Annotated in this window: 9 protein-coding genes; 3 read left to right on the forward strand and 6 right to left on the reverse strand. The window is 67.2% G+C overall.

Going from position 1 to position 13,281, the window contains the following annotated elements:
• Positions 1 to 2: 2 nt before the first annotated feature.
• The 4 genes from NF699_15075 to NF699_15090 form a co-directional block, all read right to left on the reverse strand.
• Entirely contained in the window at positions 3 to 1,403 is a 1,401-nt protein-coding gene (locus NF699_15075; GenBank protein USU04350.1) for an FAD-binding protein, read from the reverse strand.
• Positions 1,404 to 1,407: 4 nt separating this feature from the next.
• Positions 1,408 to 3,585, reverse strand: a complete 2,178-nt coding sequence (locus NF699_15080; GenBank protein USU04351.1) for a TonB-dependent receptor — start codon at positions 3,583 to 3,585, stop codon at positions 1,408 to 1,410.
• Between the two features lie 117 nt (positions 3,586 to 3,702).
• Positions 3,703 to 4,464 carry an SDR family oxidoreductase gene (locus tag NF699_15085; GenBank protein USU04352.1) on the reverse strand — a complete coding sequence of 254 codons (762 nt, stop codon included), beginning with the start codon at positions 4,462 to 4,464 and terminating at the stop codon, positions 3,703 to 3,705.
• Between the two features lie 13 nt (positions 4,465 to 4,477).
• Complete coding sequence (locus tag NF699_15090) at positions 4,478 to 5,971, reverse strand: carboxylesterase family protein (protein USU04353.1); 1,494 nt, start codon at positions 5,969 to 5,971, stop codon at positions 4,478 to 4,480.
• A gap of 266 nt (positions 5,972 to 6,237) precedes the next feature.
• On the opposite strand from NF699_15090, the gene NF699_15095 reads away from it, so the two are divergent.
• From NF699_15095 to NF699_15105, 3 genes are all read left to right on the forward strand, one after another.
• Positions 6,238 to 6,915: a DUF6445 family protein gene (locus tag NF699_15095; protein ID USU04354.1), complete on the forward strand. Its 678-nt coding sequence runs from the start codon at positions 6,238 to 6,240 to the stop codon at positions 6,913 to 6,915.
• A gap of 87 nt (positions 6,916 to 7,002) precedes the next feature.
• Positions 7,003 to 8,790: an adenylyl cyclase gene (locus NF699_15100; GenBank protein USU04355.1), complete on the forward strand. Its 1,788-nt coding sequence runs from the start codon at positions 7,003 to 7,005 to the stop codon at positions 8,788 to 8,790.
• Positions 8,790 to 9,620 (forward strand): glycoside hydrolase family 16 protein, encoded by an 831-nt coding sequence (locus NF699_15105; GenBank protein ID USU04356.1) that lies wholly within the window; start codon positions 8,790 to 8,792, stop codon positions 9,618 to 9,620. Before NF699_15100 ends, NF699_15105 begins: the two co-directional genes overlap by 1 nt.
• Here the strand turns inward: NF699_15105 and NF699_15110 are convergent.
• A complete protein-coding gene (locus tag NF699_15110) occupies positions 9,604 to 10,812 on the reverse strand; it encodes an MFS transporter (protein ID USU04357.1) in 1,209 nt (402 codons plus the stop codon). The genes NF699_15105 and NF699_15110 overlap by 17 nt on opposite strands.
• A 64-nt stretch (positions 10,813 to 10,876) precedes the next feature.
• Positions 10,877 to 13,132 (reverse strand): beta-glucosidase, encoded by a 2,256-nt coding sequence (locus NF699_15115; GenBank protein USU04358.1) that lies wholly within the window; start codon positions 13,130 to 13,132, stop codon positions 10,877 to 10,879.
• Positions 13,133 to 13,281 lie beyond the last annotated feature (149 nt).

Here is a 13,281-nt window from a genome sequence, read left to right on the forward strand (position 1 = left end):
CGTTACAGGCTGAAGATCTTGCCGGGGTTGAACAGGTCTTTCGGGTCCATCGCCCGCTTCAGCGTGCGCATCACGTCGACGGCGTCGCCGAGTTCCTCGACCAGCCATTCCTGCTTACCAATACCGATCCCGTGTTCGCCGGTGCAGGTGCCGTCCATCGCCAGCGCACGGGCGACGAGGCGGCGGTTGATCGCCTGTACCTCCGCTAGTTCGTCCGCCGAGGCCGGGTCCATCGCGAAGATGACGTGGAAATTGCCGTCGCCGACATGGCCGAGGATCGTCGCGGGGACGCTCGCGGTCGCAAGGTCCGCCTTGGTCGCGGTGATGCATTCGGGTAGGCGGCTGATCGGCACGCAGACGTCGGTCGCCCAGCCGACCGCACCGGGGCGCAACGCGACGGCGGCATAATAGGCCTCATGCCGCGCCTTCCACAGCTTGGCGCGCTCTTCGGGCCGGTTGGACCAATCGAAGGTGCCGCCGCCGTTCTCTGCGGCCAGCATGCTGACCATCTCGACCTGTTCGGCGACGCTGCCGGGTGATCCGTGAAATTCGAAAAACAGCGTCGTCACCTCCGGCAGCGCGAGCTTCGACCATGCGTTCACGGCCCGGATCTGCATGTCGTCGAGGATTTCCACGCGCGCGAGCGGCACGCCCGACTGGATCGACTGGACGACGGTGTTGACCGCGCCTTCCAGTGTTTCGAACCCGCAGACGGCCGCGGAGATCGTCTCGGGGATCGGATGCAGCCGCAGCGTCACTTCGGTGATGATGCCGAGCGTCCCCTCGCTGCCGACGTAGAGGCGGGTCAGGTCGTAGCCCGCCGCCGATTTGCGCGCGCGGCGGGCGGTGGTGATGACGGTGCCGTCGGGGGTGACGACCTTCAGGCTCAGCACCGCCTCGCGCATCGTACCGTAACGGACCGCGTTGGTGCCGCTGGCGCGGGTCGAGGCCATGCCGCCGATCGTCGCGTTGGCGCCGGGATCGATCGGAAAGAACAGGCCGGTGTCGCGCAGATGCTCGTTCAGTTGCTCGCGCCGGCACCCGGCCTGAACGACGCAGTCGAAATCCTCCGGGTTGACCGCGACGATCTGGTCCATCTGGCCGAGGTTGACGCTGACCCCGCCGCGCACCGGCACCGCGTTGCCCTCGATCGAGGTGCCGGCGCCGAAGGGTACGATCGGCACGTTGGCGGCGACGCACAGCTTCACGAGATCGACGACGTCCTCCGTCGACCGTGCGAACACGACCGCGTCGGGCAGCACGACGTCGAAATGCGCCTCGTTCGACCCGTGCTGTTCCAGCATCGATGCCGACATGTTGAGGCTGGCGCCGAACCGTTCGCGAAGCCGTCCGACGAACGCCGGGTCCAGTTCCGCACGGATGAAGGACGTCTCGATATGCATGGGATCAGAACCTGAAGCCGAGGCGGGCGCCGATGCGGCGCCGATCGCCGATGATGCCGAGGTCGGACGCGGGCAGCCCGGCGAGCTGCAACGTCGTCTTTTCGATGTAAGCGTCGAAATAATCCTTCTGGAGCAGGTTGTTGGCGAAGATCGCCAGCTCCAGCGGGCCGCTGCGGTACGTGATCGCGGTGTTGACCAGCGCATAGCCTTTCAGGATCGTCGGCGTCGTCTCGTTGAGCGTGCCGGCAAGGCGGCTGCCCTTGAAGGTGACGCCGCCGGTCAGCATCAGGCTGTCGGTGTTGCCGATCGGGATGGTGTAATCGCTGTACAGATTGCCGGACCAGTCGGGCTGGAAGGTCAGCCGATCCGACGACAGCCGGCGTCCCGTCACCAGCGTGTAGGGCGAGGAATCGGTCAGGCGGGCGTGGACGTAGGTGACGCTGCCGTTGATCGACCAGTTGCTGACCGGGCGGAGCGTCGCTTCCAGTTCGGCGCCATAGCTTTCGACATCGCCGGAATTGAGGTCGACGGTGACGAGGCCGCCACCCGCTGCGGGAGCGATCGAGTTGAGGCCGATATAGTCGCTATAATCGTTGTAGAAGACGTCGCCTGACAGGCTGAACTTGCGATCGGGCGAGACGTATTTGCTGCCGACCTCGTACGTCCAGGCACTGTCGCCCTTGTACTGGCGGATCGGTGCGGTCGGCGCGTTGAAGCCGCCGCCGCGATAGCCGCGCGCGACCGAGGCATAGGTCATCAGCTGGCTCGACCAGTGCCGGGTGACCGACAGGCGGGGCTGGACCTGATCGGACTTCAGCTGCGCGGTGGTGACGGTGGTCGGCAGCGACGCCGCGCCGACGCTGATCGAAACGTTGCCGTTGGCGCGGCGATCCTCGTGATCGTACCGCAGGCCCAGCGCGACCTCCCATGCGGTGCTCGGCTTCCAGAACAGCGTGCCGAACGCGGCATATGTGTCCGCCTTGGTCGCATTGTTGGTCAACCGCGTCAGGTTGGCGGGAAGAATGCGGGTGCGATCGAACGCGCCGGTTTCCTCGCGGCTGTAGAACAGGCCGATCAGCGAGCTGAGCGTGGTGCCGATCTCGGTATCGAGCCGGGTCTCGACGGTCTTGGTGCGGAGCATGTCGGTGCCGTTCGCGCGCGCGAGATCAACGGGGCCGAAGTCGGCGTCGGTGTTGGGCGACACCCCGTTGCGCGCGTCATACGACCCGACGAGCGTGAACTTGGAGTTGATCGCGTCGATCGGTGTTTCCAGCCGGGCGTTGACGCCGCGATAGCGATATTCGACGCGGCTTGGCACGTTGAACTGGACGCTGCGCGAATAATTGGTCGGCCCGGTGACGCGGGCATAGGGCGTGTTCGCGCCCTTCACCCAGTCGTAATAGCCGTTGATCGTCAGCACGACATCGCCGGTCGGCACGAAGCGGATCGTGCCGTTCAGGGAGTCGGTCTTGAACGGGCTGGCGTCGATGCCGAGCAGGGTGTTGCGGAGGAACCCGTCCTGCTGACGGTGGCCGGCGGCGAGGCGGACCTGAAGCACGTCCTTGATGATCGGACCGCTGACCGAGGCGGAGGCGAGGAAGCTGTCGTCCGGGCCGGCGAAGCTGAAGTTGCCGCGCGCCTCGACCTCGTTCGAGGGCTGGCGAGTGATGACGTTGATCGCACCGCCCAGGGTATTCTTGCCATAGAGCGTACCCTGCGGCCCGCGCAGGACCTCGATCCGGTCGATGTCGAGCAGCGGGTTGTTCAAATAGGACGTGTTCGGCTGGTAGATGCCGTTGATGAACAGGCCGACGCCGGGCTGCACCGACTGGACCAACGTGACGCCGACGCCGCGGATCGAGACGAAGGCGCGGCCCGACCCGTCGCTGGTAATATTGAGGCCGGGCGTGAGGGTGGCGGCTTCGCGTACCGAATTGATGCCGCGCTCGGTCAGCGTATTGCCGCTGATTGCGGTGGCGGCGATCGGCACGTCGAGCAGGGTTTCGGCGCGCTTGCGGGCGGTGACGACGATCTCCTGATCGCCGGTCTGCGGGGCGGGGCCGGTGGCCTTGCCGGGTGCGGTATCGGTGGCGTCGGGGGCTTCGGCGACCTGCGCATGGGTAACGGCAGGCAGGGCCAAAGCCAGCGCGGTGGAGGCGGCAAACAGGGTACGAAGGCGCATCTTTAATCCTCTCTACAGCCGGTGAGTCTTCGCCCACCTGTCAGAAAGGTTGTGCGCCCCTTTGAACCTATCGGAAAGGTTCGGCGGCTGTGCCGATCGGCATTTCGAGTGTACCGATCACCAGCAGGTATAGCCGCCGTCCGCGAGTACGATGCTGCCGGTCATCAGGCTGGCCGCGTCGGAGCTGAGGAAGTGGACGATCGACGCGACCTCTTCGGGTTCACCGAGCCGGCCCTGCGGGGTGCCATCGATCCAGCGCCTGTACATCTCGCCGCTCTTGTCGGCGAAGGCGTTGAGTGGGGTGCCGATATAGGTCGGCGCGACGGCGTTGACGCGCACGCCGCGCGGTGCCCATTCGGCGGCGAGGCTTCTGGTCAACTGGTGCACCGCGGCCTTGCTGGCGTTGTAATAGCTCTGTGGCTGCGGGCGGTTGACGATGACGCCGGACATGGAACCGATGTTGACGATGCTGCCTCGGCCGCGCGCGAGCATGTGACGGCCGAAGGCGCGGGCGCACCAGAAGGTGCCGTTCAGATTGACGTCGAGGACGTTGAGCCAATGCTCGTCCGCGATATCCTCGGCCGCGGTTTCGCTGCGCGCGATGCCGGCGTTATTAACCAATATGTCGACCACGCCGGCGGCATCTGCAACCTGCGTCACGCGGGCGCTGTCGGTGACGTCGAGGATGACGCCATCGACGTGATGCCCCTTCACCTTCAGCGATTCCATCGCCTGGCCGATCGCGTCGGAATCACGGTCGGCGATGGTGACGTGCGCGCCGGCCTCGGCCAGTGCATCGGCGCAGGCATATCCGATGCCCTGCGCGCCGCCGGTGACGAAGGCGGTGCGCCCGTCGAGACGCAGGCGGTCGAAATACATAGTCGGTTCCGATTCAGGGAAGGAAGGCGGCGGCAGGCATCTTCGGTTCGGCCACCGCTTCGCCGGCGGCAAGCCTGTAGACGGTGCGCGTCTCGCGATCGAACGGCGCCCATGGCAGCGATCCGTCGCGGGCGAACTGCACCCAGATCGCGTGGATGCGGGTGGCGAGCTCCTGCGGCGGGGCGGTGCCGCACAGGCCCTCTTCGCCTGTACAGGTGGCGAGGCTGTCGAAGACGAACGGCAGCTCCATGCCGTGCGACGCGCCGAGTTGGCCATCGTAGCGCGGCGATCGCCATTCGAATTCGTACATATGCGTGCGGCCGCGATGTTCCTCGGCGAAGCGGCGGGCGGGCCAGCGGAAGACGAGGTCGGACATCGCATCGGTCAGCGCCTGACCCGCGCTTTTGCCGCGACCCATGCCATATGCCTTGAGCACTGCCCATGCCCGCGGCTGCGATTTGCGGAGCACGAACCACGCGAGCAGCTTGCCCAGCTTGTCGCGCACACCGCTGGGGATGAGGTAGAGGTTCATCTCCTCGGCATTGCTGCCGATCAGCAGTTGCACCTCGGCGCCGGCTCCCTGTTTCAGCGCCTCGAGCGGTTCCAGCGGCAGCACGTCGTCGCCGTGCACGGGGACGAAACGGCTGATCCCGAATACCGGTTCGCGGCCGTCGGCCCCGCGCAGGTCGAGCCGCGTGGTGGGGAGCGACACCTGTTCCACCGCATCCAGCAAGGCATCGCCCGGCAGCACGCTGTCGTAGCCGGCGCGGTCGGGGGTGATATCGAGCAGCTTGGCGAGTTTGCGGACGAGCCGCTGCGCGACGCCTACGTCGCGCGTCATGCCGCCATGGCCGCTCTGGACGATAGCCCGCGCGAACAGGCCCTTTGCAAGCGGCGAGGCGATCAGGTCCGCGATCGCCATTGCGCCTGCGCTTTCGCCGAAGACGGTGACGTTGCGGGGATCGCCGCCGAATGCCGCGATCTCGTCGCGCACCCATTGCAGCCCCGCGATCATGTCGCGCAGGCCGAGGTTGGTCGGCACGCCGGGGATCGGCAGAAAGCCGTCGACGCCCATGCGATAGTTGATTGCGACATACAGGATGCCGTCGCGGGCAAAGGTCGCGCCGTCCTGCACCGCTGCGTTCTTGCTGCCGACGACGAAACCGCCGCCGTGGATGAAGACCATCACCGGCAATCCGGTCCGTTCGCCTGCCGGTTGCCAGATGTCCAGTGCGAGATAGTCGTCACCCTTCGCCCAGCCGCGGCCGATCAGTGGTGCGGCATCGAGGCCGGGTACGACCCGCGTGCGCTGCGGCACATTCGGCCCCGGCTCGACCGCTTCCCGGATCCCGTCCCACGATTCGGCCGGCGCAGGCGCGGCGAAACGCCGTCGGCCGACCGGGGCCGCGGCATAGGGAATGCCCCGATAGACGGTGAGATCACCGACCCTGTGCCCCCGCAGCCTGCCTGCCCGGACTGCGACCAATTCCGATTGCGACGATTCCATGCGGTATCATTGCTGATGTCGGGTGCGACCGTAACCGGTCACGCTTTGCCCGGCGGATCACATGCCATGCCGATGGCGCATCGCGCGGTCCGGTCACGTCGACCGGCAATCCGCCGCCGGCCACCCGAAATCGTGGTTGGTGCCGTCGATCGAGATCCGTCAATACCGCACGTGCGCTCGCAAATTCCGGTCATCGGTTAGGACTGGATCACAGTGTGCACTGCCCTTTATGCAGGGGGCATGAAAACCGAGGCCGCCGGGATAGTATGACTGCGCCGGATATCGCTGTCCGGCGGATCGGTCGCGAGGGCCAGCCGATCGCGATCATCGACGCGTTCCACCCCGATCCCGACACGCTGAGGCGACTGGCGGCGGCGACGGCGTTCCGGCCGGGCGTCCACCATTATCCGGGGATCCGCGCCGATCTGCCGGCGGATTATCTCACGGATGTCGCGCCGGTGCTGGAGACGGCGCTGGCCGACGCGTTCGGTCACGACGACGGGATGGCGTGGATAGACGCCAGTTATTCGATCGTGACGACGCTGCCCGATCGCCTGACCCTGCCGCAGCGATTGCCGCATATGGATGCGGTCGATCTTCGCCGGATCGCGCTGGTCCATTATCTGTCGCCGGAGGATCGCGACGGCACCGCCTTTTTCCGCCATCGTTCGACCGGGTTCGAAACGGTCGATCAGGCGCGCTCGCCGATCTATTTCGGGCAGCTCAACGCCGAATTGCGTCATGGCGGGGCACCGGACCCCGGCTATGTCGCCGGATCGACGCGATTGTTCGAGGAGATCGACCGGATCGACGCACGCTACAATCGCGCCTTGGTCTATCGTAGCGCGCTGCTGCACAGCGGCGCGATCGCGCCGGATGCGGTGCTGAGCGCCGATCCCGTGCGCGGTCGACTGACGGTGACCGCCTTCCTCTCACTGACGTAGCACCTCACCGACCTTATCCGGCGCTTGCGGGAACGGACGACATCGTTACGTCGATATCCGGGAAGAAAATGCCGGGAGAGCAAGAGGATGGCATATCCATCGCACGACATGCAGCCGGATCGCCGCACGGTGTTGGGCGGACTGGCGGCGGCGACCGTGGGACTGGCCGGGATCGGTGAGGCGGACGCCGCGACGGCATCGGAACCCGATCTGGGACCCAATGTGCTGGTGTTCGATCCTGCGATGTCCGCCGCCGCGATCCAGGCGAAGCTCGACACGGTGTTCCGTGCACAGGAGCGTGCGCATTTCACCGACGCACGCCATGCCATCCTGTTCAAGCCCGGCCGCTATGCCGTCGACGTCAACGTCGGCTTCTTCACGCAGGTCGCGGGCCTTGGCATCCGTCCCGACGACGTGACGATTGAGGGCCATATCCATGCCGAGGCGGATTGGGCGGACGGCATGGCGCTGGTCAACTTCTGGCGCAGCGTCGAGAATTGCGCGGTCCGGCCGCCCGACGGGCGCGATCGCTGGGCGGTGTCGCAGGCCGCGCCATATCGCCGCATGCACCTGTACGGCGACCTCGCACTCGACGACGGCGGCTGGTCGAGCGGCGGGTTCATGGCCGACTGCCGGATCGATGGCACCGTACGGTCGGGCAGCCAGCAGCAATGGTTCACCCGCAACAGCCATCTGGGGGCATGGGTGGGATCGAACTGGAACATGATGTTCATGGGTGTCGCGGGTGCGCCGCCATCGCGCTTTCCGGAACCGCCGCACACGACACTGCCGACCGTGCCGTTGATCCGCGAGAAGCCGTTCCTCGCGATCGACGCGGCGGGATCGTGGCAGGTCATGGTCCCCCGGCTGCGCCACGATGCGACCGGGGTAAGCTGGGACGCATCCGATGGCACGCCGGACGCCGTGCCGCTGTCGCGTTTCCTGATCGCGCGGGCCGGCATGCCAACCGCGACGATCAACGCCGCGCTCGCCGCCGGCCGGCACGTGCTGTTCACCCCGGGCATCTACCGGCTTCGCGAGCCGATCCGTGTCGTTCGTCCCGGCACGATCCTGCTCGGCCTTGGCCTCGCGACGCTGCTGGCCGAAGGGGGTACGCAGGCGATCCGGGTCGCCGACGTCGGCGGGGTCACGATCGCCGGCCTGCTGATCGACGCGGGTCCGACAATGTCGCCGGTGCTGGTCGAGATCGGCCCGCGCGGATCGGCGCGCGATCACCGCGTCGCGCCGACATTGCTCGCCGACCTGTTCTTCCGCGTCGGTGGCGCTTCCGTGGGCAATGCCGACACCTGTCTGGAGATCAACAGCCACCATGTCATTGGCGACCACCTGTGGATCTGGCGTGCGGACCACGGCGATCGGGCGGGCGGGCGCGTTCACGTCGGCTGGTCGGAGAGCGTCGGCAACCAGGGACTGGTGGTGAACGGCAGCGACGTTACACTCTACGGCCTGTTCGTCGAGCATTTCCGCCGGTACCAGACGATATGGAACGGCGAGCGGGGGCGCACCTATTTCTACCAGAACGAACTCCCCTACGATCCGCCCAATCAGGCCGCCTATATGGCCGGCAGAACGCGCGGCTGGGCGGCGTACAAGGTGGCCGACACGGTACGGACGCATCAGGCGACGGGGATGGGCATCTACGCCAATTTCACGGCCGACCCGGGCATCGTGCTGGAGAGCGCGGTCGAGGTGCCCCATACGCCCGGCGTACGGATCGCGAATGTCACCACCATCTCGCTCGGCGGCGGCAAGGGGACCATCGCGCATCTGGTCAATGACGCGGGTGCCGCGGCGCGACCGGGCGCGATCCGCCAGACGCTGACGCATTATCCTGCCACCACGCAGGCGCCGTGATGCTGCTGTTCGCCCTTGCCGCGCAGTTGGCGCAGCCCGCGCCGCAGACACTCGGCGCGTCCGACCATCACGTCGACGTGCCGATGACGCAACCCGCCGTGCGTCCGAGCTTTGCGGACGAGTTCGACGGCGTGCGCGTCGACCGCTCGCAATGGACGTTCGACCGATCGCGTAACGCAGCAGGCTGGTACAATCACGAGCGGCAATATTACGGGCCGGACAACGCGAGGGTCGCCGGCGGATCGCTGGTGATCGAGGCGCGCAAGGAAACCCTGTCGAGGGCGCGCGCGGCGGATTGGAGCGGCCAGAGCTATACCTCGGCCAAGCTCGTCAGCCGCAAGGCCTTCGGCTACGGTTTCTACGCGATCCGTGCGCGCCTGCCCTGTGGGCGCGGGACATGGCCGGCGATCTGGCTGCTGCCGTCCAGCGGTGTATGGCCTGCGGCGGGCGAGATCGACATCATGGAGATGGTCGGATGGGACCCGAACGTCGTCCATGCGACGCTGCACAGCGAAGCCTACAATCACGCCAAGGGCACGCAGCGCGGTGCGCAGGTGAGGGTGTCGACGGCCTGTACCGCCTTCCACACCTATCAGCTCGACTGGCGGCGCGATGCGATCCTGATCGGCGTCGACGGACGCGGCTACATGCGTGTGGTCAACGATCGGCCGGGTGGCACCGCGGCATGGCCTTTCAACCGGCCGTACCAGCTGATCCTCAACCTCGCCGTGGGCGGCGACTGGGGTGGGGCGGAGGGTATCGACGACGCGGTTCTGCCGCAGCGGATGAGCGTCGACTACGTCCGCTACTGGGCTAGCGCCACGCCCTGACGCACAGCATCCCCAGGCCACCGCCCAGCGTCAGCACGGCCAGCGTCAGCAGCACCGCGCTGAAATCATGCGGCGTCGCCAGCATCCACGTCAGCGGCGGCCCGAGCAGCGACGGCAGCGTATTGGCGAGATTGAGCAGGCCCAGATCGCGGCCGCGGTGCGCCGGGCTGGGCAGCAATTGCATCGCGAAGGCGGCGTGGAGCGCGACGAACACCGACGATCCGATCGCGTAGACGACGAAGCCGGCGGCACCGCTGGCCCAATCGGTCGCGCCCGCCATGCCGATCAGCCCGGCCGACGCCACGCCGGCGGCGATCAGCAGGAACGGTTTGCGCCGCCGCGTCAGGTCCGACAGTCGGCCGAGCACCAGCGCTATTGGCAGCGGCAGCAGGAATGCCAGCGTCAGCAGATGGCCGATCCGCGCGGGCAGATCGGCCCGCGACCCGTCCGTCGGGATGCTTTCGAAATAATACAGCAGATAGGCCTGCGTCACCACGCCCGCGATCTGCACGAGCAATCGCGACATGCCGGCCACGGCGAGATCGCGGCGAGGAAGCGGCCGGCTGGTGGCCTCGCCGTCATCGGGGCAGGGGGAGTGGACCACAAGGTGCCGGCGGCTGACCAGCAGCGGACACAGGCAGGCGGCCACTGCGACGGGGATCAGCGCGAACCGTGCCGCCTCCGGCAGCATCGCCTGTCCGACCAGCAAGGCCGATACGCCCGAGGCGACCGGGCTGCCGAGCGACAGCAGGCCGCCCGCGACCCCCTTTTGTGCGTCCGGTATCTCTTCGGACATGATCGCCATCATCGGCGCGAGCAGCGCGTTTACCGCCAGCTGGAACGCGACCACCGCCAGTACGATCTGCACCGGAGTTGTCGCCAGCGCGACCAGCGCATAGCTGGCGGCGGTCGCGATCAGGCCGGCCGTGATCCAGCCACGTCGACCGATGCCGCCGTGCATCGACCGGTCCGACAGCCAGCCGAACAGGATGCCCGATCCGCTGGCGGCGATCGCCCCGGCGGTGACGCAGGCGGTGAAGACGCCGATCCGCGCGGGTCCGCTCAGCAGCTCGATCTTCAGCGGCAGCAGCAGCGTCAGCAGCGGCAGGTATGCGATGACGCCGCCGACGTTCGCCAGCGCGAACACGAGCAGGAAGACGGGTGATCGGCGCGGTGGAGACGGCAAGGTCATCGGCCCGCGACCCTGCCCGCGTTGTGCCGTCGCGGCAACTGCTGCTCCGGCGGAGTGAACCCCGTCAGGGTTTCATCGTCGCGGCCTCCACCGTGGCGGCGGACACCATCGTCCGGTCGGCGGCGTTGCGACCCAGCGCGACGCGATAGCGGCCGGCATCGATCCGCCAGCCGGGCAGCTTCACGTCGTAATCGGCGACGATGCGCGGTTCCGCGGTCAGCGTCACGCGCCGCGTCTCGCCGGGTTTCAGCGTGACGCGGGTGAACGCCGCCAGTCGCATCGGTGCGCCGCCTGCCTCTTTCGCGACGTACATCTGCGGCACGTCGGCACCCGCACGCGCGCCGGTGTTGATCACGTCGAAGGTCACGCTGAGCGTCCGGCCGCCGGTGACGACCGGGTTGCGATAGGCGAAGCTGGTATAGGTGAGGCCGTGACCGAACGGGAACAGCGGCGTCATCCGCTTCCGGTCGTACCAGCGATAGCCGACATCGGCCCCCTCGACGTAATCGACCGGGAAGCTTTCTAGCACATGCGTCGATGCGGCACCCGGATCGGCCGCGGCGGCGGCGTCCAGCCCGGTCAGGCGATCGAGGCCGACCGGACGGGGGCGCACCGGCTGCGATGCATCGGCGGGAAAGGTGATCGGCAGACGGCCCGACGGATTGACCTTGCCGGTCAGGATATTGGCGATCGCCTCGCCTCCGCGCTGGCCGGGATACCACGCCTCCACGACCGCCGGGACCTTGTCGATCCACGGCATCAGTACCGGCCCGCCCGTCTCCAGCACCGCGACCGTGCGGGGCTGCACCGCGACAATGGCGGCGATCAGCGCGTCCTGATGGTCGGGCAGGCGCAGGTTGGGCACGTCGTCCGCCTCGCTCGTCCATTGCGTGGCGAAGACGATCGCCATGTCGGCGCCCCTGGCGGCATCGACGGTCGCGTTGAAGTTGCGGCCGTCCATCCACGTCACCTGTGCGCCGGGCAATGCCTTGCGCAACGCGGCGAGCGGCGAGGAGGCATGATAGGTGATGCGCGCGAACGATGCCGATCCGCCATAGGCGAGCGGGGTCTCGACGGGTGCACCGCCGACCGAGCGGACCTGCGACGATCCGCCGCCAGACAATACGCCGACATCGGCATTGCCGCCGATCACCACGACCCGTTTTGCGGTGCGTGCGATCGGCAGCACGTTGCCCTGATTCTTCAGAAGCACGATTCCGGCCTCTGCGGCGCGCTGCGCGACCTCGGCGTTGCGGGCGTAGAGCGGTGTCACTGCGACGGCGGGCATCGGCGCGTCATAGGCCCCGGTCTGGATCAGCCCGGTGAGATAGCGGGCGACCATGTCGTCGAGACGACGCTGCGACACATTGCCCTTTGCCACCGCGGCCTTCAGCGGCGCATCGAAATAGGGTGCCTTGTCCAGTTCCTGTCCCGATTGCTGGTCGAGTCCGGCATTCGCCGCCTTCACGGTGGAATGCACCGCGCCCCAGTCGCTCATGACCCAGCCGGGATAGCCCCAGTCGCGCTTCAGCACATCGTTCAACAGGTGGGCGTTCTCGCACGCCCAGTCGCCGTTGACCTTGTTGTAGGCGCACATGACCGATCCGGGCTGGCCGCGCTCGATCGCGATCTCGAACGCCAGCAGGTCGCTCATCCGCAGCGCGGCCTCGCCGATCCGCGCATCGACGACCATACGTCCGGTCTCCTGCGCGTTGAGGGCGAGGTGTTTGACCGTAGAGACGATGCGATTGCTCTGCACGCCGGCGATATGCGCGCCCGCGAGCGTACCCGCCAGCAGCGGGTCCTCGCCCAGATACTCGAAGTTGCGCCCGTTCCAGGGGTCGCGCGTCAGGTTGACGCCACCCGCCAGCAATACGTTGAACCGTTTGTCCCGCGCCTCCGATCCGATCATCGCGCCACCGGCCCGCGCCACTGCAGGATCGAAGCTCGCCGCGGTGGCAAGGCTGGACGGCAGCGCGGTCGCTACATCGCCCTTCCGCTGTTCTACCTGATTGGCGACCCCGAGCGAGGCGTCGCTTTCACGGACCAGTGGCACGCCGAGGCGCGGAATGCCGTCGATGTGGCCGGCAGAGGGAATCAGTTCGTTACGGCTCTTACCCGCCGCCATCGGCGGGAACAGGCCGTGGACCAGCAGCAGTTTTTCGTCCTGCGTCATCCGCGCGACGATCGTATCGGCGCGGGCGCGGGCCTCGGCCGCAGAAACGGTGGACGGCGACGTCGCGGTTTGCGCGCCCGCGCCGGTGTGGATCAACGCCATCGTGGCGGCACCCGCCAGGGCGACTTGCAGCAGTCTGGACATCGTCTCTCCTCTCGATCCCGATCGCCGGGTTTGCCGGCAGTCGAGCGGTGCAGATTTGTCACACCGTTCCATCATCAACAGCATATCCGGTGAACGTTCACAATAGCAGCGACATCCGCTTGACAAATTTCGGCAAAGAATGAAGTGAA

Source organism: Sphingomonadaceae bacterium OTU29LAMAA1 (genome assembly GCA_024072375.1).
GTDB lineage: Bacteria > Pseudomonadota > Alphaproteobacteria > Sphingomonadales > Sphingomonadaceae > Sphingomonas.